The 19,614-nt window shown below is 61.5% G+C and carries 23 protein-coding genes; 17 read left to right on the top strand and 6 right to left on the bottom strand.

All coding sequences use genetic code 11. The features are described from left to right. Positions 1-243: 243 nt before the first annotated feature. From AC4DF4_RS06965 to AC4DF4_RS06975, 3 genes are all read right to left on the bottom strand, one after another. Positions 244-585 (bottom strand): DUF5615 family PIN-like protein, encoded by a 342-nt coding sequence (locus AC4DF4_RS06965; RefSeq protein ID WP_490047392.1) that lies wholly within the window; start codon positions 583-585, stop codon positions 244-246. After that, positions 582-917 carry a DUF433 domain-containing protein gene (locus AC4DF4_RS06970; RefSeq protein WP_490047393.1) on the bottom strand — a complete coding sequence of 112 codons (336 nt, stop codon included), beginning with the start codon at positions 915-917 and terminating at the stop codon, positions 582-584. Before AC4DF4_RS06970 ends, AC4DF4_RS06965 begins: the two co-directional genes overlap by 4 nt. A 435-nt stretch (positions 918-1,352) precedes the next feature. Continuing rightward, on the bottom strand, positions 1,353-2,717 hold the full coding sequence (locus tag AC4DF4_RS06975) for an IS4 family transposase (protein ID WP_490047394.1): 1,365 nt from the start codon (positions 2,715-2,717) through the stop codon (positions 1,353-1,355). Between the two features lie 324 nt (positions 2,718-3,041). On the opposite strand from AC4DF4_RS06975, the gene AC4DF4_RS06980 reads away from it, so the two are divergent. From AC4DF4_RS06980 to AC4DF4_RS06990, 3 genes are all read left to right on the top strand, one after another. Beyond that, entirely contained in the window at positions 3,042-4,445 is a 1,404-nt protein-coding gene (locus tag AC4DF4_RS06980; RefSeq protein WP_490047395.1) for a hypothetical protein, read from the top strand. Then, complete coding sequence (locus AC4DF4_RS06985; protein WP_490047396.1) at positions 4,438-5,286, top strand: sugar phosphate isomerase/epimerase family protein; 849 nt, start codon at positions 4,438-4,440, stop codon at positions 5,284-5,286. Before AC4DF4_RS06980 ends, AC4DF4_RS06985 begins: the two co-directional genes overlap by 8 nt. Before the next feature lie 61 nt (positions 5,287-5,347). After that, on the top strand, positions 5,348-6,580 hold the full coding sequence (locus AC4DF4_RS06990) for a hypothetical protein (RefSeq protein ID WP_490047397.1): 1,233 nt from the start codon (positions 5,348-5,350) through the stop codon (positions 6,578-6,580). Positions 6,581-6,593: 13 nt separating this feature from the next. Here the strand turns inward: AC4DF4_RS06990 and AC4DF4_RS06995 are convergent, their stop codons facing one another. Beyond that, a complete protein-coding gene (locus tag AC4DF4_RS06995) occupies positions 6,594-7,514 on the bottom strand; it encodes a ThuA domain-containing protein (RefSeq protein ID WP_490047398.1) in 921 nt (306 codons plus the stop codon). Positions 7,515-7,653: 139 nt separating this feature from the next. Here AC4DF4_RS06995 and purD point away from each other — a divergent pair, with 139 nt between their 5' ends. From purD to AC4DF4_RS07045, 10 genes are all read left to right on the top strand, one after another. Continuing rightward, complete coding sequence (gene purD / locus AC4DF4_RS07000; RefSeq protein ID WP_490047399.1) at positions 7,654-8,904, top strand: phosphoribosylamine--glycine ligase; 1,251 nt, start codon at positions 7,654-7,656, stop codon at positions 8,902-8,904. A gap of 4 nt (positions 8,905-8,908) precedes the next feature. Then, positions 8,909-9,442: a bifunctional pyr operon transcriptional regulator/uracil phosphoribosyltransferase PyrR gene (gene pyrR / locus AC4DF4_RS07005; RefSeq protein ID WP_490047400.1), complete on the top strand. Its 534-nt coding sequence runs from the start codon at positions 8,909-8,911 to the stop codon at positions 9,440-9,442. Continuing rightward, a complete protein-coding gene (locus AC4DF4_RS07010; protein ID WP_490047401.1) occupies positions 9,439-10,110 on the top strand; it encodes a hypothetical protein in 672 nt (223 codons plus the stop codon). Before pyrR ends, AC4DF4_RS07010 begins: the two co-directional genes overlap by 4 nt. Beyond that, positions 10,100-11,023, top strand: coding sequence for an aspartate carbamoyltransferase catalytic subunit (locus AC4DF4_RS07015; protein WP_490047402.1), 924 nt, complete (start codon positions 10,100-10,102; stop codon positions 11,021-11,023). The genes AC4DF4_RS07010 and AC4DF4_RS07015 overlap by 11 nt, the downstream gene beginning before the upstream one ends. A 42-nt stretch (positions 11,024-11,065) precedes the next feature. Then, the gene (locus AC4DF4_RS07020) at positions 11,066-11,308 is read left to right on the top strand and encodes an addiction module protein (protein ID WP_490047403.1); all 243 of its coding nucleotides are present in this window, start codon (positions 11,066-11,068) and stop codon (positions 11,306-11,308) included. Continuing rightward, the gene (locus AC4DF4_RS07025) at positions 11,305-11,622 is read left to right on the top strand and encodes a type II toxin-antitoxin system RelE/ParE family toxin (protein WP_490047404.1); all 318 of its coding nucleotides are present in this window, start codon (positions 11,305-11,307) and stop codon (positions 11,620-11,622) included. Before AC4DF4_RS07020 ends, AC4DF4_RS07025 begins: the two co-directional genes overlap by 4 nt. A gap of 4 nt (positions 11,623-11,626) precedes the next feature. After that, positions 11,627-12,910, top strand: a complete 1,284-nt coding sequence (locus AC4DF4_RS07030; protein ID WP_490047405.1) for a dihydroorotase — start codon at positions 11,627-11,629, stop codon at positions 12,908-12,910. A gap of 72 nt (positions 12,911-12,982) precedes the next feature. Then, positions 12,983-13,213 carry a type II toxin-antitoxin system Phd/YefM family antitoxin gene (locus tag AC4DF4_RS07035; RefSeq protein ID WP_490047406.1) on the top strand — a complete coding sequence of 77 codons (231 nt, stop codon included), beginning with the start codon at positions 12,983-12,985 and terminating at the stop codon, positions 13,211-13,213. Positions 13,214-13,215: 2 nt separating this feature from the next. Then, positions 13,216-13,650, top strand: coding sequence for a type II toxin-antitoxin system VapC family toxin (locus AC4DF4_RS07040; RefSeq protein WP_490047407.1), 435 nt, complete (start codon positions 13,216-13,218; stop codon positions 13,648-13,650). Between the two features lie 90 nt (positions 13,651-13,740). Further along, positions 13,741-14,034, top strand: a complete 294-nt coding sequence (locus AC4DF4_RS07045; protein ID WP_490047408.1) for a DUF6172 family protein — start codon at positions 13,741-13,743, stop codon at positions 14,032-14,034. A 4-nt stretch (positions 14,035-14,038) separates the two neighbouring features. Here AC4DF4_RS07045 and lysA read toward each other — a convergent pair whose 3' ends face one another. Beyond that, on the bottom strand, positions 14,039-15,328 hold the full coding sequence (lysA, locus tag AC4DF4_RS07050) for a diaminopimelate decarboxylase (RefSeq protein ID WP_490047409.1): 1,290 nt from the start codon (positions 15,326-15,328) through the stop codon (positions 14,039-14,041). Between the two features lie 242 nt (positions 15,329-15,570). Here lysA and AC4DF4_RS07055 point away from each other — a divergent pair, with 242 nt between their 5' ends. Beyond that, positions 15,571-16,911, top strand: a complete 1,341-nt coding sequence (locus AC4DF4_RS07055) for a DEAD/DEAH box helicase (RefSeq protein WP_490047410.1) — start codon at positions 15,571-15,573, stop codon at positions 16,909-16,911. A 148-nt stretch (positions 16,912-17,059) separates the two neighbouring features. Here the strand turns inward: AC4DF4_RS07055 and AC4DF4_RS07060 are convergent, their stop codons facing one another. Further along, complete coding sequence (locus AC4DF4_RS07060; RefSeq protein WP_490047411.1) at positions 17,060-17,473, bottom strand: RrF2 family transcriptional regulator; 414 nt, start codon at positions 17,471-17,473, stop codon at positions 17,060-17,062. On the opposite strand from AC4DF4_RS07060, the gene cysE reads away from it, so the two are divergent. The 3 genes from cysE to AC4DF4_RS07075 are packed head-to-tail and all read left to right on the top strand — an operon-like array spanning position 17,472 to position 19,613. Next, positions 17,472-18,335 carry a serine O-acetyltransferase gene (gene cysE, locus AC4DF4_RS07065; protein WP_490047412.1) on the top strand — a complete coding sequence of 288 codons (864 nt, stop codon included), beginning with the start codon at positions 17,472-17,474 and terminating at the stop codon, positions 18,333-18,335. The two genes, AC4DF4_RS07060 and cysE, sit on opposite strands and share 2 nt — an antisense overlap. 4 nt (positions 18,336-18,339) lie before the next feature. After that, positions 18,340-19,323, top strand: coding sequence for a hypothetical protein (locus tag AC4DF4_RS07070; protein ID WP_490047413.1), 984 nt, complete (start codon positions 18,340-18,342; stop codon positions 19,321-19,323). A 41-nt stretch (positions 19,324-19,364) separates the two neighbouring features. Beyond that, on the top strand, positions 19,365-19,613 hold the full coding sequence (locus AC4DF4_RS07075) for a hypothetical protein (protein ID WP_490047414.1): 249 nt from the start codon (positions 19,365-19,367) through the stop codon (positions 19,611-19,613). Position 19,614: the final 1 nt, after the last annotated feature.

Below are 19,614 nucleotides of genomic sequence, written 5' to 3' on the forward strand. Positions count from 1 at the left end.
GGCGTGGGCGCAAAAACAAGCGGCAATCGACGTTGAAGGACTTCCATGACGACATGCGCCGCTTCAACAACCGCCACGCCTTCGCCACCATCACCTCACCCCGCCGATGACCCGTGCAAAAATCCGCAGTGGAATTCACCCCACCCGCACCTGGCCGTTCATGAGCATGGGGAGGAGCCAGACGCGGAGGGTGGTGAGTTCTTGGTTTTGTCCTTGGCGGAGGACATGCGGACGGAACCTGAGTCAGTTGCCACGGTTGATTCTCACTAATTGCCCGTGGAGTGAGTCCAGGGCTTGGAGGTGGACGTGAATGCGGGCGGCGAGGGCCGGGAAATCCGTGTCCACGGTGCAAACGATGATACCGTCGTGCTCCGGGTGGAGGCGGTGAAGGTGAATGAAGTCCTGGCGGTTGTGGGTGATCACGGCGCGTTGGTCTGCAGTTGCGTAGCGGAGCAGTTCATCATCGGGAATGGCGTCGTTGGCTTTGCCTGCGTCGAGTGATGTGAGCACGTCATGGCCGAATCCGCGTAGGGCAGCGACGACAGGCTGGGGGAAGTTTTCGTTGGAATAGAGCCGGGCGATCATGAGTTGTCTCCGTTGGCGGCGATTTCGCGGTCCATTTCCTCGCGGTGGCTTCGGGCGTAGTTCCACGCATTGGAGAGGTCCTCGGCGGTGAGTGCCGGGTAATCGGCGAGAAGTCCGGCCTCGCTGCGGCCGTTGCGGCGAAGGGCTTCGAGCAACCAGACGGGGATGCGCGTGCGGATGATGCTGGCCGAGCCACCGCAGACGTCCGGCCGGGAATCGATGCCGGGATGGGCGTCCGCCACTTCCAGAGCAACCAGCGAAAGCAGCCGCATCTGATCGCCTTTGGGGAGATGCAGGACGGCGTCGCGGATGTCATCGAAGGTGGTGATCATGGCGGGAGGGTATCATGGATTGGGGGAAATGGAGGTGTTTTTTCAGCTCCGGTTCACCCCACCCGCACCCGAGATGAGTTGTAGCGGCGGTCTGTGACCGTCGGGCGGATGAGATGTCAGAATGGAAGAGGGGGAGATTGACGATTGATGATTTTTGATTTTTGAATGGAAGAGAGCTTCGCGCGGGGCTTTGGCATCGACGCCCATAGGGCGACGCTACATTCATCCCACCCGCACCTGGCCGTTCATGAGCATGGGGAGGAGCCAGTCGCGGAGGGTGGTGAGTTCTTGGTTTTGGAGGTGATGAACTCCGATTTTGACATTGGATCAAATTTGGATTGCACAAGCAGGGAAAATGGGGGACCACTTCCCCTGGAGGCTCTGCCGGATTTCGACTTCAGTGATGAGGTGGATTGATTGGCGTTGCCTCTTTTTTTATTTTCGGGATTCGAACAAATCAGTGACATGGACGATGCCAAAGGTCCGGAATACCCGCCCATCGCGATAACCTTCACCCCGAAACTGGAGGCGGTCCAGCCAACTGCCAAAAGCTTCTGCGATTTCGGGGCGCACAGGTGCATCCATTCCTTGATCTGGCAAGCTGATATCTGGTGATTGGAGTTTGAGATTCAACAACACCATCCCGATGGCTTGATGGAATTTCTCCAAACTCAGGTGAAAGTTTTTCTCCATCTCGCCTATGGCACTCAACATGGCCATCGTTAGCAGTGCCTGGATAATTCCTGCCAGGACTAGCGCTTCCAAATGATGGCGGTCGGTGATGTGCCGCAACACATTCGTCCACTGTTTGTCACGTTTCCACGAGCGGAACAGCGTCTCGATGCGCCAGCGCAGTCCGTAAAGCTGGCAGATCTCATCAACCGTGATTTGCGTATCTGTCAGATTGGTAATCAAAAGATGCCACCCAGCGCGGATCAACTTCGCCGCAGGAACGGTTTTACCATGACGTTTGGCGGCGGCACGCAGCTCCCGACGACGGCTTTGCGCGGTGGCTTGATCGGCACGCACGGCCACCATCCGGACACAGTAACGTTTCGCGGTGATGAGCATCCGCAAGTCAATCCGGCCGCCTTTTTCCTTTGCTAGAATTTTCTCCAGCGAAACGCCCATCTCGTTGACCGCGTGGACATTGGCGGGCAGGCGGGAAATCCAGTGGATGCCGCGACCATCGAGATGACCGAAGCTGGCGGTGTCGAAATAGCCCATGTCACGCAACAACAGGTCGCCGGCATGAAGAAGTTCGAGCAGGTCTTTTCCGAGTTCCTTGTCCTGGGTGGTGGATGGCCAGAGGCTGGTGCTGATAGGCGAGTGCCCGACAAGATCAAAGGTAAAGTCGATCTTGCAGCCCGCAGTGTCTCCGAGCTGGTTGCCGTGGCCGGGAAACTCGCCCGCCATGGATTTGTGAAAAGCGAACTGGCTGGAATCTTCAATGATGACGCGGTTGAAACGGCTGAGGATCTTCCCTGTCGGTGCCTGTTTTCCGCTGACGATCAAGCGGGAGATGACTCCCAGGAGAAAGGCTGAGGAACATTCGCTGAAGCGGCCTGCGAGCGCTTGTTTGGAAAGGGACCGGTGAAGCAGATCGCCGATTCGGGAAGCGATGCAGCGCAGTTGGGGCGCACCACCCGCGGTGGTTTTGAGCAGCCCGAGCAAGAAGGCGGCTGCGGAAAAATGCTTGGAAGCACGCCGGATGAGTCCGGTGGATCGGGCAAGAATGTCGAGTTGCTGAGGCTCGATGAACGGATTGGAATGACTGCTTAAGCGATGGCTTTTGAACATCACTATCGGGCGGGATTGATAGAAAAAGTCAAGACTTTTGTGACGTTATTTTTGATTTATACAATTAAATTTCAATGACTTGCAGCTTAGGTTGACGCGAATGCCCTTTAGGGTGTCTTCGGCGCGTGATGAAGACACCCTAAAGGGTTGAACTACATGCGACGACTGTGGTTCCATGCCGTTTTCACAAATCATGATGCGCGGCAGCATAGAATGAAGTTGCGACATCAGGGGAACTCGTGCGATGGTGTCAATCCGCGCGTCCTCGTGAAGAAACGCGGACGATGGTCTTCATGCGTGATTTCCCCCCGACCCCGGCGCTCCATGGAATCTTTTTATGCCAACCGTTTCGTGAGGAAGCGGCTCACGGAATTTCTCGGGGGCGAGTCGCTGGCCCGCGCCACGGCGGTTTACCTGACGCACACCGACGGCTGCCTGTATGACCGGCGGGAATTGCATCCGTGCACCGAGATTGACTGGTTCATGGAGCGGGAGATGGACATTTCCCGGTCGCTGGCGGATTCGCAGTCCTATCTGCTGCACCTGGATCTGGAGTATGTGAACTTCGACTCGCCGGCCGAGGCGTTTGTCGATCCGGCGCGCTGTTTCGAGCTTCAGGAACCGGTGGTGAAGGTGATCGAGGCGCTGCTGCTCGAATGGGGAATCCGGCCGCTGCATTTGCTCACCGGCCAAGGCCATCATTTCGTCTGGCGGATCGGCCGCGAGTCCGGGGTGGCGGGAAAGCTCAGGGAGTTGAGCCCGGCGCCGGAGCTGGTAGGCCCGTGCATGGAGCGGTTGCCGGCGATCCTCACCGGGACCATCGAGCCGGTGGACCAGGCGGTTTTCTCGGCGGTGGCGCTGGTGATCGAATACGTGGCGCACCGGATCAAGGAGGTGGCCGGTCCGCTGTGTTTCCTGCCGGTGGAACTCACGGCCGTGCATGTGCCGCCCACGGTGACGGCACAGCGCGAGATGGTTTCCATCGACATCTCGGAGTATGGCGACCCCTTGCACACGCGGGTGATCCGGATGCCGTTCACCAACTACCGCAAGCCGTGGGTGACCGGGCTCTTCCGGTGGCTCGGGCTGGAGGGGGAGATCCCGGAGTTCCGCTCGGTGCCGCTGCATGAGATGGATTTCAGCAAGGCGATCCAGATGCGGCGGATCGACGCGGAGGTGCTGGACTTGGCGCAGCGCGCCTGTGTCCGCATTCCCCATCAGGAAGAGGGCACGGTCCGGCTGCTGGACGAGTATCTCGCGTCGCGCTTGCGACGGTTTCATGAGTATTACTACTCGACCCGGCACGACCCGAAGGAGCAATGGCCGGAAACTTATGACAGGACGCCTCTTATCGTTTTACCGGAATGCGTCCGGCACTTGTTGGAGTTTCCGAACGATCTGCTGCTCAAGCCCGCGGGCATGCAGATCGTGACGCGCTGCCTGCTCGCCCGCGACTGGCATCCGCGCCACATCGCCGGATTGATCCGCTCGAAGTTTGAGAATCCGGCGTTCGGCTGGGGCACCGACTGGAACGACTACGAGGCCGGCACCCGCGCGGATTTTTATACCCGCGTCTTCGCATGCCTCTATTTGACAGGGCTGGATCGTCTGGCAGATTTCAACTGCGCCGCCACCCGTGAGAAGCAGTTTTGTTTCAGCCGACAGGAGGGCGCTTGCGATTTGGAAAACGTGCGGCAAATCCTTTTATCCAAACTTCCCGATGACTGAATGGCCCATCGCTCTTTCCACGGGTTGCTTCTACCGCCGGAGCATTTTCGACGTGCTCGGCGCGGTCCGCGCGGCGGGCTTCCGTCAGATTGAGGTCTGTTCGTCGCCCAGGCATCTCGACTTCCACAACGCCGACGACGTGCGCCGCGCCGGCGAGAAGATGCGCGAGCTCGAAATCACCCCCGCGTCGCTGCACGCGCCTTTCGCCGAGCACATCGACATCACCTCGCTCGACGCCGCGGTGCGCGAGGCCGCGGTGCAGGAGCTCATCCGCGCCTGTGAGGCCGCCGCGCTGATGGGCTGCGAAAACGTCGTGCTCCACCCCGGCCCGGAGCGGGAAGGGCGACCGCCGCAGGAGGAGTTTCTCCAGCGGATGCACCACGCCGCCGAGGCGTTGAACCGGGTCGCGGACCGCTGCGCCGCGCTCGGCGTCCATCTCTTGCTAGAGAACATGCTCGCCCACCTGATGTTCGGCCATGTGCGGGACATGATGTATTTGCTAGGCGAGATCAAAACCAACGATGTCGGCACCTGCCTGGACACCGGCCACGCGCATCTGGCCCGTGAAATGGGCGTGGTCATTCAGAAACTTTCCGGGCATTTGAAAATGGTCCACGTCAACGACAACCACGGCGACTGGGACGCGCACTTGCCGCCGGGCGCGGGATCGATCGATTGGCCATGGGTCATCGGCGAGCTGCGGCGCGTCCACTTCCACGGCGTGCTGGTGTTGGAGCTTTCCAGCGGCGAGCAGGAAACGGTGGAGGCGTTCCTGCGGCGGGCGGTCCAAGCCCGCGGCTACATGGAATGGCTGTGCCGCAAGGGCGGCGCCATGCGATGAACCGGCAAGCCACGGAATTATCCTCGCCGCGCGGCTGCTCGTTTATCTAATCTCACGCGTCATGAGATTCCCATTCCTGCTCCTGCTTCTCGCGGTTTCCGCGTCCGCCCAGATCGCCGCTCCTGTCAGATTTGAAACTCCCGCCGTCCTTTCCGCCGCCGCCCTGCTCGGGCCGGATGCGGCGGGTCCGTCCCACCGGGTGCGCGAACATGTGCCGACCGATGGCTACATGGCTCATTTCACGATCGACTCGGATTTCGGCGAGATCGAGTGCATCGGGCTCGGCCAGGCCAAGGCCCGGATTCACGAGCTCGGGGCCATCCGCAAACTGGTGGACATGAGCAAGAGCGACCTCTTCGCGGAAGGCATGAAGCGCTCGCTCGAACAACCCGTCGATGCGGTGAAAAACATCGTCAAGGACCCGGTCGGTTCGGTCGTCGCGGTGCCGAAGACGGTGGGACACTTTTTCAAAAAGGTCGGGCGCTCCGTGAGCAACGCCGCCTCTAACGCCAAGGAGCGCTCTGAAAGCGGCGAGAAATCCAACACCGCCGCGAGCGTCACCCGCACGACCAAAGGCGTGATCGGATTCGACGCCGCGAAGCTGGAATGCGCCAAGCAGCTCGGCGTCGATCCATACACCGACAACGCGCGTCTCCAGAGCGAGATCGAGAAGGTTTCCTGGGCCTTCTTCGCGGGTGGCCTGCCTTTGCGGGTCGGTGCCGCCGTCGCTTCCGGCGGCGCGTCGATGGCTCTGACCGCGACCAAGGTGGTCGGTCTGCCAGATGAAATTTACGCGCTCACTCCGTCCGAGCTGGCCTTGAGAAACCAGCAGGCGATGGAGTCGATGGGCGTTGCGGAAAACGTCAGCCGGCGTTTCGAGTCCAACGAGGCGCTTTCCATCACCCTGCGCCGTTCGATCATCCGCTCGCTGCAAGCGCTCGGCGAGGTGAAGAACCGCGCGGCCGTGATCGAGGTGGCTGCGAACTGCGAGGAGCGCCGGCAGACGGAGTTTCTCGACCAGGCGCTCATGCTTCTTGCCCGACGCCAGCAATCCGGGAAAGCCGCCTACTCGGCGCTGGAAGTCGTCGGCCGCCTGCCCTGCGCGGTGGATGCCACCGGCGTGCTTCAGGTAGCCGCACCCGTCGATTTCCTGAGTTGGACTCCGGACGTCGCCGAGTTCGCCCACCGCGACGACCTTGTCGGCCGCAAGCCCGCGCTTCTGTTGGGCGGCGGGGCGAGCGAGCTCACCCGCACCGAGCTCGGCGCTCTCGGCTGGACCCTCGCCACGCCGTGAGCGGCGGGCGGGTTCAGTTTTTCACCTCGGCCTGGTAGTCGCCGAGCGCCCACTGGGTTCCTGCCAGGTAGTGGCCGAGTACCTTGGGATTCCAGTAGATCTCGTGGTTGTGGCCGAGCGAGCAATAGAACACGCGGCCCTTTTCCCAGTGCCTCGCCCATGCCACGCCGAAGTCGTTGTCCGTGCGCTTGATGCCCTTGACCGTCATGTCGGTTTTTTCGGTGTCCAGACGCAGCAGCATGTGGACTGCTTTTGAATCGTAAGGCTCCTTGAGTTGATAGATCTCCTCGGGGAACTCGACGTTCTCACCATTGAACATCGCGACGAGCGGATGCTTTTCCTGGCCGGGCTCCACCTTGATGCTGACCATCTTGTTGGCTCCCCATGGGTGGCCGTCGAAGCAGCCGTTGATCATTTTACCGTATTCGGGCCAATCGTAGAAGGTGTCGGTGGCGGCGTGGATGCCGATGAATCCGCCACCGGATTTCACGAAGTCCATGAGGTTCGCCTTGATCCGGAGTTCCCGCTCGGTGGCGGCTTTTTGGTCGGCCTCGGACATCGCCTTGAACTCGGTGGCCTTGGGCGAAAAGACGTTCATCGTCGTGCTGAGGAAGCAGACCGCGTCGAATTTCTTGAGGGCGTCGGCCTCGAAATTCGCCAGATCGTCGCTGATGACCGTCTCGAAGGCTCCGGTTTTTTTGCCCATTTCAGCGAAGGCGAGCTTGCCGGTGGCGATCGACGCGTGGCGGAAGCCGTTGGTTTTCGAGAAGACGAGCAGGGTGCGGGCTTTCTTGGGCTTCGCGAAGGGTTTTTCGGGAAGAGCGGCGGAGATTTTTTCGAGGGCGCCGGGAGGGGCTTGTTCGCCTGCGGGATTTTGCGCCACGACGAACAACGCCAGCGCGGCGACCAAACTGCATGGGATGAGTGCTTTCATGATTTGATGAAGTCAGGACGGAGTCCCTATGAAATTCGGTTACCGGGCAATCTCGAAATTTCTTCCAAATGATGATTCGGCGGCGCTTGGCGAGATTCAGGGTTGAGTCTTCATCGGGATTCCGCGAAAACCCCTGCGGATGAGAATTTTGGTAGTTGGCAAAGGCGGGCGCGAACACGCGCTGGTAAGGGCTCTGGCGGAATCGCCGGGCAGTCCCGAGTTGTTCTGTTTTCCCGGCAGCGACGCGATTTTCGAAATCGCAAAGCCTGTCGATGCGGATGGCTTGGAATCGCTGGTCGCCTGGATGAAGTCCAACGCCATCGACCTCTGCGTCGCCGGCGAGGAAAGCTATCTCGTGAAAGGCGAGGGCTTGGCGAATCTCTGCGGGAAAATCGGAATTCCCTGCTGGGGGCCGCCGAAGGAATCCGCGCAACTCGAAGCCAGCAAGGAATTCGCGAAGGAATTCCTGGTCCGGAATTCGATCCCGACCGCGCGCGCCACCGCCACCGACACGCTGGAAGAAGCGGTCGCCGCGATTGCCGGGGAATACCCGACCGTGCTGAAATTCGACGGCCTCGCCGCTGGAAAAGGTGTGGCCGTCTGCCCGGACGATGCGTCCGCGATGAGCTTCCTCGATGAAGTTTTCACCCAGCGCCGTTTCGGTCCCGGCCGCGTGCTCGTCGAGCAATGCCTGACCGGCCCGGAGGTCTCGGTTTTCGCCGCAATCATCGACGACCAATACCTCATTTTCACCCCGGCCCGCGATTACAAGCGCGCCCACGACGGCGATCTCGGCCCGAATACCGGCGGCATGGGAGCCGTCGCCAGCCGCCAGCTCGTGTCGCAGGAAATTCTCGCGCAGATCGAGCAGGAAATCGTCCGCCCAACCGTGGACGGGCTCCGCCGCGAAAGTCTGCCTTACCGCGGATTCCTCTATTTCGGCATCATGCTCACCCCGACCGGGCCGCAGGTGATCGAATACAACTGCCGCTTCGGCGACCCTGAATGCCAGGCGGTGATGCCGCTGGTGCAGGGCGATCTCGCCGCCTTCTGCCTCGCCGGCGCGAATGGCGAACTCCGCGCCGATCTCATCAGTTTCGACGATGGCTGGAGCGTCTGCGTCATCCTCGCCTCCGCCGGCTACCCGGAAAGTTCGCGCAACGGCGACGAGATTTCCGGCCTCGAAAAGGTCACCGCGGCCCGCGTCTATCATTCCGGCACCAGGCGGACCGCTGATGGAAACTGGGAGACTAACGGTGGCCGCGTGCTCGCCGTCGTCGCCGGTGCCAGCACCCGCGAACAAGCCGTCACCCAGGCCCACGCCGCCGCCGACCTCGTCGCATTCGACGGCTTGCAACGCCGCCGCGACATCGGCATCCTCAATTTTTGATCCCATGGAACACACCCTCACCGCAGAAGACATCGCCGCCGGAGTGGAGCGCCTCGCCCGGGCGATCCGCGAGAAACACCGCGGCCACCCCGTCGCGCTCGTCGGCATCCGCAGCCGCGGCGATGAAGTGGCGGAACGGGTTTTGACGCTGCTTTCCGAGGAGGACGGCTGGGAGCTGTCGTTCGGCGTGCTCGACATTTCGCTCTATCGCGACGATTTCGAACACCTCCGCGAAAGCCCCTCCATCCAGGAAAGCGACATTCCCTTCACAGTGGACGGCGCGCACATCATCCTCGTGGATGACGTCCTTTTCACCGGTCGCACCATCCGCGCCGCGCTTGACGCCCTCTCCGACTACGGTCGCCCGGCCAAGGTCGAGCTCGCCGTGCTCATCGACCGCGGCCACCGCGAAATGCCGATCCAGCCGGACTATGTCGGGATCACCCTCGACACCCGCCGCCTCGATCATGTATTGGTTTCCCTAGAAGGGACGGACGGCGTGGATCGGATCCAGATCGTCGCAAAGGAAAAACCATGAGTCTCCTGCCGCAGCACAAGAAATCCGCCGGGGAAATCGCGAAACTCCGCGAAACCCTCGGCATTCACGACCCGTCGTCTGCTGCGGAATCGCCATCGCCGGACTCGGCGGAAACATCCCGGCCCGCAGCCGAGAAACCCCACTCGCCCAAGCCGGTGCATTCTCTCAAGCGCTCCGAGCGGACTCCGGTGCTCGCCGTCGAGGCGGATGTGCCGGAGCCGGCCGTCCTCCACGAGCCCCGCGACCCCAAGCAAGTCCGCTCGCTCCGCAAATCCGAGCAAGTCCCGCTCTCCGCGATTCACCAGCCAGCGCCGGATTCCACGCTGCCGATCCACCGCCACAGCGACGAGGAAATCCAACAGATCCGCCGCCAGGAATCGCTCGCCGCGCTCGCGCCCGCAGCCCATTTGCTCGCCCGGAAAGCCCACCCGGTCATCGTCATTCCCGGCTACCTTTTCGCCATCGCCTCGGCCGTCGGCTACCATTTCTACGATCTCCAAATCGCCGTCACCGCCGCATGCGTGGTGATCGCGCTGCTCTTCGCCGCCTTCATTTACTTCAAGAAACCGCTCTCGCTCCATCACGCCGCCTTCATCGCCGTGATGTCCCTGTTCGTCATCGTTTTCGGCGCGCTCTACTACTTTCCCCAACTCCGGCATGGCACGTAAAGACCTACTCGACATCTCAGCACTCGACCGCGAGGAAATCGAACACCTCCTCGATCAATCCATCCCTTTCAAAGAACTCTTCACCCGCTCGGTGAAAAAAGTCCCCGCACTCAAGGGCAAGTCCGTGCTCATGCTCTTCTACGAGCCCAGCACCCGCACCCACTCCTCCTTCGAGGTCGCCGCCAAGCGCCTCTCCGCCGACGTCACGAACTTCGACGTCACCCACTCCTCCATCACCAAGGGCGAGTCAGTTAGGGAAACCGTCGAGACGCTCCAGGCGATGCGCACCGACTACATCATCGTCCGCCACAAAGCCTCCGGCCTTCCCGGCACCATCGCCCGCCTCACCAAAGCCTCCGTTATCAACGCCGGCGACGGCGCTCACGCCCATCCTACGCAAGCCTTGCTAGACGCCTTCACCATCAAGGAGAAATTCCCCGACCCTACCGGGAAAAAAGTCCTCATCGTCGGCGACATCCTTCACTCCCGCGTCGCCCGCTCCACCAGCACCATTTTGAAAAAGCTCGGTGTCGATGTCGCCTACCTCGGCCCCGGCTCGCTGGTCCCGCGCACCGGCCCCGAGAACATCCGCCGCTTCACCGACTACAAGGAGGCCATGGCCTGGTCGCCCGACGTCGTCTATCTGCTCCGCGTCCAGATGGAGCGCCAGGACGTGCAGTATTTCCCCAGTCTCCGCGAGTATCACAAACTCTACGGCATCAGCGACGCCCGCCTCGACGAAATCCGCAAGCGCGGCCTCTACATCATGCACCCCGGCCCCGTGAACCGCGGTGTCGAGCTCTGCGACGCCGTCATGGACTACGAACGCAGCCTCATCAACGACCAGGTGGAAAACGGCATCGCTGTGAGAATGGCCGTGCTCTACTGGCTGAAGCCGGGTTCCGTGGACTGACTGCCGGCTTGAAATTTCCCCACCTCCAACTAATTTTCCTCCATGACAGCCATTGCAGAACGACTTTTTGAAACCGCCATGGCTCTCGGTGACGAGGAGCGCATCGCCTTGGCGGAAAGGCTGATTGAGAGTGTCCATGATGATCCGGAAATCTTCGCCGAGCAGCTTGAAATCGCCCGACGACGTGCTGCCGAAATCGAATCAGGGTTGGTAAAAGCGATTCCCGGCGATGAGGTTTTCCGCAGGGTTCGTGAAGCCCTATCTGAAAAAAGACGCGGCGCATGAATTTCCGATTCCACCCCGAAGCCTACGATGAGTTTCTCCTGGCGGCCTCTTGGTATGAGGATCAGGAAACAGGGTTGGGAGACGATTTCGTTTCTGAAATCAACCGTGCGGTTGCAACCATCGTATCGGATCCATTGAGATTTCGTGTGGTTGACGGGCCGGATCGCATCTGCCGCGTAAAACGGTTTCCATACTCCATTTTCTATCGCTACGATCCATTGACCGCTTCGGTTTTGATTTCCACTGTCTTTAATCAAAGTCGTCGCCCTGGAACCTGGAAAACCCGGCATTTTGATTCCAACGATCTTATTTAAACTCATGACACTCCTCATCACCAACGCCCGCATCGCCTTCGAGAATTCTTCCGATCTCGTCTCCGGCGATGTCCTCATCTCCGACGGTAAGATCCAACAGATCGGCAGCGGCCTGGCCGCTCCCGACGGAGCCCGCGTCATCGCCGCCCGCGGCCGCATTCTCGCGCCCGGCATGTTTGACGCGCACGTCCATTTCCGCGAGCCCGGTTTCGAGGCGAAGGAAACCATCGCATCCGGCACGGAAGCCGCGATCAACGGCGGCATCACCGGCGTGGTGATGATGCCGAACACCCGCCCGGCGATCGACTCGGCCACCGTGGTCGCCAATGTGTTGGACATCGCCAAACGCACCGCCCGCATCCCGGTTTACACCTCCGGCTGCGTCACCAAGGACCGCCATGGCAAGGAACTTGCCGGCATCGACGGCATGCGCGCGCTCGGCGTGACGATGCTCACCGACGACGGCGATACCACGGGCGATCCCGCCGTGCTGCTGCGCGCCATGCAATATGCCACCGAGTTCGGAATGTTCTTCGCCAGCCATTGCGAGGTCCCTGAACTCGCCGGCCCGCGCGCGCTCAACGAAGGTCTCGTCAGCTACCGCCTTGGCATCAAGGGCTCGCCCGCCTGCGCGGAGGAAATCATCATCGACCGCGACATCCGTCTGGCCCACGCCGCCGGCGCGCACATCCACATCCAGCACGTCTCCAGCAAGCTCGGAATGGAAACCATCCGCTGGTGGAAGCAGCGCGGCGACGTGAAGGTCACCGCCGAGGTCTCGCCGCACCACCTGTTATTCACCGACGAGCACATCGGCGACTTCGATACGAATTACAAAATGAACCCGCCGCTGCGCACCAAGGCCGACAACGAAGGGCTGCTCCAAGGGCTCATCGACGGCGTCTTCGACCTCATCGCCACCGACCACGCGCCGCACACGCCGTTCGAGAAATCCCAGGATTTCGTCAGCGCGCCCAACGGCATCACCGGCATGGATACCGCGCTGGTCTCGCTTTACCACCACTTCGTCGCGACCGGCAAATTCGGCTGGGACCTCATCGTGAAGCGCTATTCCGCCGAGCCCCGCCGTCTGATGGGTCTGCCCGCCGTCTCGATCGAAGTCGGCCAGCCAGCCGATCTCATCCTCTTCGACACCGAGGCGGAAACGACCTTCACCAAGGATTTCATGAAATCCAAATCCCAGAACACTCCGTTCATCGACCAAACGCTCAAGGGCCGCGTCGATCTTGTCGTGCTCGGCACCGAGATCCTGCTGGAGCGCTCTTAGCCTCGTTCCCCTTGTTTTTCAGATTGAAACTCAAAGGGTTGACAGTTTGAAATTTTTGCCGATTTTAGACCCATGAAAACCATCTCCGTGCGAGAAATGAAGGCTCACTGGTCTGAAGTCGAAGCCCAGGTTCGAGACGGCGAAACATTCGAGGTGATCAATCGTGGTCGCCCCACGGTGCGGATTATCCCGGCCGCTCCACGCCGGATTCTGGTGTGGGAAGACCATCTCACCACCGCCATTCCCGCTTCCGGACGATCTGCGGAAGAAACCGTCGCCGCGGACCGGGAGGGTCGCTGGTAAACATGCTTTATCTCGATACCAGCGCGCTGCTCAAACTCTACATCCGCGAGCAGGGGTCGGAAATGGTGCCGGCACGCGTCGCAGCCCAGGATTTGCCCCTGCCGATCTGGGAGATTCAGGAAGCCGAGTTGATCAACGCGCTCCGGTTGAAGGCGTTCTGGCAGGAAATCACTCCCGCCCAGGCGGAGACCCAGATCGGATTTTTCCATGACCGTCGGAGGCGGGGACTCTATGTTTTTCCCGAGATCCAGCGGAGTTCCCTGATGAACACGTTCCGCCGGCTCAGCATGGAAACACCACGGCTCGGCTGCCGGACCATGGACATTTTCCATGTCGCATGCGCCGTGGAGGTCGCCGCCACCGAATTCCTCACTTTTGATCAACGACAAAACGCGCTCGCGACCCACGCCGGCTTGAACCTCACCACCTTGATTTGATACCCACGAAGTTCTCAAGTCATCACACTCCGGTTCCTCCGCTCCAACTTCTCCTAGACAAAAAACCCGCCTCCCGACACAAGCAACGCCATGAAAAAAACATTTCCCCTCACCGCGCCGAACCACCAGCCGGCGCGGGTGATCGAACAAATCAAGAGCGACATCCGGAAATACCTCAAGCGCGAGCGCAAGAAGGCGCTGCCGGAAGGCGTGGATTTCTGGGACTTCAACTGCAAGGTCGGCCAAGGCGACTCGGCTCCCGAAACCAAGCATGTCGAGGAACTCACCGCCGCGATCGACCAGGCGGCGGCGAGCGAAAGCGCCTCGGTCTATATCGAGATCCTGGCGACGCCCGGCCACCGCAAGAGCAAGGACGCGGGCTGATTTCTCACAGCTCGCCCTCGATCAAGTCGTCCAGCGTCTGGCGCTTGCGGACAACCGTGGCGGTCGCGCCTTCGACGAGGATTTCCGCAGGCAGCGGGCGCGAATTGTAGTTAGACGCCATGACGAAGCCGTAGGCGCCTGCCGACATCAGCGCGACGTGATCGCCGGGATTGAAATCCGGGAGCTCGCGGTCCTGGCAGAAGAAGTCGCCGCTTTCGCAGATCGGGCCGACGACATCCACCTTGAAGCGCTCGCCACTGGCAGGTTCCAGCAGCGGGACGATTTCGTGATGGCCTTCGTAAAGCGCCGGGCGGATGAGGTCGTTCATGCCCGCATCGACGATTTTGAAGGTCTTGGCGGAGCCTTTTTTCTCGTAGAGGCACTTGGTGATGAGGACGCCGGCATTGCCGACGATGTAGCGGCCGGGCTCCAACAGGATTTTCAAACCGAGGTTCTTGAGGCGCGGGACGAGCTCCTTGCCATAGCGCTCGATGGTCAGCGGGCGCTCTTCAGCCGGCTGCCTTTCCCACCAATTGATGCTGCCGGATTCGAGGGAATGCTTGTAAATGATCCCGATGCCGCCGCCGATGGACCAGAACTCGATGCCGTGCTTTTCCTTGAGCGCGGTGACCAGCGGGATGACTTTTTCGACCGCTTCGATGAACGGCGCGATGGACGTGAGCTGCGAGCCGATGTGCATCTGGAGGCCGCGAAGTTTGATGTTTTTCAACTCCTTGGAAGCGCGCTCGTAGAGGTCGGCGATGGCGGTGAAATCCACGCCGAACTTGTTCTCGGACTTGCCGGTGGAGATGTATTTATGGGTGTGGGCGTCCACGTTCGGGTTCACGCGCACCGCTGCCGGGGCGATCATGCCGAGCTCGCCGGAGACTTCGTTCAGATAGCGCAGTTCCTCCTCGCTCTCGACGTTGAACGAGTAAATGCCTTGTTCGAGCGCATAGACGATCTCGTCGCGGGTCTTGCCGACACCGGCGAAAGTGCAGTGCGCCGGATCGCCACCCGCCTTGATCACCCGGAAAAGCTCGCCGCCGGAAACGATGTCGAAGCCCGCGCCGTGGGTGGCTAGCAGGCGGAGGACGGATAGATTGGAGTTAGCCTTCACGGCGTAGGCGACCTCGTGATCGACGCCGTTCATCGCGGCGTCGAGACGGGTGTAGTGATCGATGATCGTGCCCGCGGAATAGACGTAGAGAGGGGTGCCGTGTTCGGCGGCAAGCGTGGAAAGATCGACGTCTTCGCAGAATAGGGAACCGTTTTTGTAGGAGAAACCGTGCATCGCGGAAGGGAATTAGCGGCGAATCCTCCCCGGGTAAAGCGAAGAACATGAATCCGGAAAAGTCTTGCCATTGCCGGAATCCCCGCTATCCCGGCGGCGCACCGCGCTTTTGCCGGTGAGGGGTCGATCAGATTGGCTCCACCCTTTTCCGGTCTTCATCGATGAGAGATTGTTTGAGGTTACTCCAACCGCTCATCGACACCGCCAGCCGCCGATTCCGGACGGGCAGGCAATTTAGACACATGATCCCGACAGCATTCGAGGCGTTGCCATTGGCCGCGCCCCTCCAACGCGTTTTGCGCGAACTCAACTATCAAACGCCTTCGCCCGTCCAGGCGCAGGCCATCCCGCTGCTGCTGGAAGGCCGCGACCTTCTCGGTTGCGCCCAGACCGGCACCGGCAAGACGGCGAGCTTCGCCCTGCCGATCCTCCACGCGATCCATGAGCGGCCGAAGCAAATCAAGCCGCGCCAATGCCGCACGCTGGTGCTCGCACCGACCCGCGAGCTCGCCGGCCAGGTTGGTAAAAGCTTCACCACTTACGGTGCCCACGTCCGTTTCCGGCAGACTCTGATCTACGGCGGCGTCGGCCAGAATCCTCAGGTCTCCGCGATGCGCGGCGGCGTGGACGTGCTGGTGGCGACTCCCGGCCGCTTGCTCGACCTCATCGAACAACGCGCCGTCGATCTCTCCGGCGTCGAGTTTTTCGTGCTCGATGAAGTGGATCGGATGCTCGACATGGGCTTCGCCCGCGACGTGAAGAAAATCGTGGCGCTGCTGCCGTCGAACCGCCAGTCGCTGTTCTTCTCGGCGACGCTCGCCCCGACCATTGTCGAGCTCGCGCAAACCATCCTGCGCAACCCGGCCCGCGTCAGCATCGATCCGGGCACGACGACCGCCGAGCGCATCGAGCATCAAGTCTGCTTCGTGGACCGCGAGAACAAGCGCCCGCTGTTGGAGCAACTCCTTCGCGAGCAGGCCGGCGCCACCAGCGGCAAGCTCACCATCGTCTTCAGCCGCACCAAGCACGGTGCTAACAAACTCGCGAAAAGCCTCTGCGAAGCCGGCTTCCCGGCCGATGCCATCCACGGCAACAAGTCGCAGGCGCAGCGCGAGAAGGCGCTGGAAAAATTCAAGAAGGGCCTCACGCCCGTGCTCGTCGCCACCGACGTCGCCGCCCGCGGCGTGGATGTGAAAGACGTCGGACTGGTCGTGAATTTCGACCTGCCTAACGAACCGGAAGCCTACGTCCACCGCATCGGCCGGACCGGACGGGCAGGTGCGGAAGGCCGCGCCGTTTCATTCTGCGCGGAAGACGAGCGCGAGTTCCTGCGGGAAATCGAAAAAGTCATCAAGATGGCCGTGCCCCGCTGGGACGACCACGCCTGGCACGACGAGTCGTTAGCCGACCGCCATCTCCGGATGCGGACCGGCGGCGGCATGGTCCAAGGCGGTGGAAATCGCGGTCGCCAAGGCGGCGGTGGTGGAAACCGCGGCGGTGGCGGCGGAAATCGTGGCGGCGGTGGCATTGACTACAGCAACGCCACACGCGGCAACAACCGTCGTCGCCCGGCGTCCCGCTAAGGCTTCGCGGCGATCACCGGTCGCCGCGAAGCCCGCGTTTCATCAAGGCGTGGAGATTTTCGAAAAGGAAGTTTCCACGCTTTTTTCGCGCGCCGCCTGTGACTGGAAACCTGACTCCTCATGGAAGGCGCCTGGCTTGATGGGCCGATCAAATATAGAACATCGGCGCGCCTTGGTTGCTGGCGAGGCTTTCCACCGTGATTTGATCCAGTGACTGCTGGAGTCCGGTGGAAACCTGCTCCCACGCGCGTCTCACCGCCTGCCCGGAGTCGCCGTCGCGGGCCACGGAGCACTGCAACAGCGCGGGATCGACGGCTTCCACCACCTGCCGCAGGGTGATCTGGTTCGCGCCGCGTCCTAGCAAGTAGCCGCCCGCCTTGCCGCGACGGCTTTCGATCAGTCCCGCGCGGCGCAGGTCGTTGAGGATTTGCACCAAAAAGTTTCCGGACACTGCTTCGCGTTGCGCGAGGTCCTCAAGCCGTGTAAGAGTCCGCCCGTCATGGTATTTCGCCAGCTGGGTCATCGCCCGGCAGGCGTATTCCAATTTCTGTGAAATCTTCATGAGCGAATCTCAACAGGCCGGAACTCTCCCGGCGAGCAAGAATCCGGGCAAGCTTTGCGCCGGTAAAGTCGCGGACGTCCGCAACGTTTGGGAAACCCTCCGCAGCGAGGCCGCCCGCGTGGCCGAGGAAGAGCCGACGCTCCATCACCTCGTCGATGACGTGATCCTTTCCCGCGAGACGCTTGCCGCCGCCCTCGGTGCCCGGCTGGCCCGGCGGTTGGCCCGCGAGGACATGCAGCGGGCCGCGATGGAGCCGCTGCTTACCGGCGTTTTCGAGGAGCACCCCTACATCGTCCACTCGGCGTCGCGCGATTTGATCGCCATGTTCGAGCGTGACCCCGCGTGCTTCTCGCCGCTGGAACCGGTGCTTTTCTTCAAGGGCTTCCTCGCCCTAACCACCTATCGCGTCTCGCACCAGTTCTGGCAGGACGGCCGCCGCTGGCTTGCCCTGTATTTCCAAAGCGTCGCCAGCGAGGCCTTCTCCGTGGACATTCATCCCGCCGCCCGCATCGGCTGCGGCATCCTGTTGGACCATGCCACCTCGTTCGTGGTCGGGGAGACGGCGATCATCGAGGACGACGTGTCGATCCTTCACGAAGTCACGCTCGGTGGCACCGGCAAGGCGACCGGCGACCGCCACCCGATCATCCGCTCCGGCGTCCTGCTAGGCGCGGGCGCGAAAATCCTCGGCCGCGTGGAAATCGGCACGGGTGCCAAGGTCGGTGCCGGCAGCGTCGTCCTCAACGACGTGCCGCCGCACAAGACCGTCGCCGGAGTGCCCGCGATCGTCGTCGGCGTGACCAGCGGGGAAATGCCCGCCATTGAAATGAACCAAACGCTCGACGGCGGCTTCCAAATCTGAACCCATGAAATCCAATGTCCTAACGATCGTGCTGCTCGGCCTTGTCTCGTCGTCCTGCGACAAGGCAAAGGATCTCGCTAACAAGGCGAAGTCCGCGGTGGAGGGCCAGATCGCCAAGAAAGCGGGCGATTCCGGAAACATCCAGTCCGATCCCGCGCTCCAGAAGCTCGTCGATGAAACTCCCGAGGGCTTCGTTTTCCGCAAGGACCTGCCGCTTCCCGGGAAGATCGAAGTCAGAACCACGCGCCGCCACGAATTGTCCATCCGCTCCTTCGAGGCGTCCGCCATCGAGAGTCACGCCCAGGTCCTCAAAGGCACCCAAACCACCGTCACCAAGCTCGAGCGCGCCGGCAGCCTGGTCCGCTACACCTTGGAGCAATCCACCTTCGCCGAGCCCGTCATCGAGGGAGCCGACAAATCCAAGCAGCCCGCGGTCAAGCAATTGGCCCCGCCGTCCAAGCCGCGGGTCTTCCGCAATTCCGGCAGCGCATGGAAATCCGACGACAGCGAAGGGTTCCGCGCCGCCGCTCTTTCCAAGCAACTCGCAACGGTCTTTGATTCGCTCCTTGTCGAAAACGCGCTGGCGCCCCGGACCCTCTGGTTCGGCAAGCGACGATTCAAGATCGGCGACAAGCTCGCGGTTTCCGGCGAGTCCCTGCCGCTGCTGGTGACGGGAGACGCCAAGGGTTCCCTTGATCTAACGTTTGAATCCATCGAGGCGGTCAACGGTCATCCCTGCGGCGTCTTCGCCGTCACCGGGCATTTCAGCCGCAAGCAGTTCACGGACTTCGAGGGCAATTTCACCGACGAGGACGTCTCCATCCAGTCCGGCAAACTCTGGCTGTCGCTCATCTATCCGCTCATCCTGCGTGAGGAAACCGACACCATCCAGAGCACCAAATCCGGCGGCGGTGGCGGCCTCGCCGCACGCGGCCAGGGCTCCGTGAAAGTCTCGGTCATCCGCGAGTGGAAAACGACCGGGCCGTAAGCGCCTCTATCAAAGTAATTGACTCGATTTCCCGCCACCTCATGAAACTCCTGACGACACGACGTTCCCGCCTCGGACCGCCCCGGGCGGGAGTTTGGGTGCTCGGATCTATCGGGATGATTTTGGCTCCGCTCATCCCGGCGGCGGCCCATGGCACCCACTCCTCGCTGCTGGCGCGGGTGGACGAACGCCTGGCGGAACAGCCGCTGAGCGGAGGTCTCTGGTATCAGCGGGCCGTCCTGGAATTCGAGCATGAGGACTGGGCGGCGGCGGCCTTGGATTTCGAATAGG

The organism is Luteolibacter sp., from assembly GCF_058122085.1.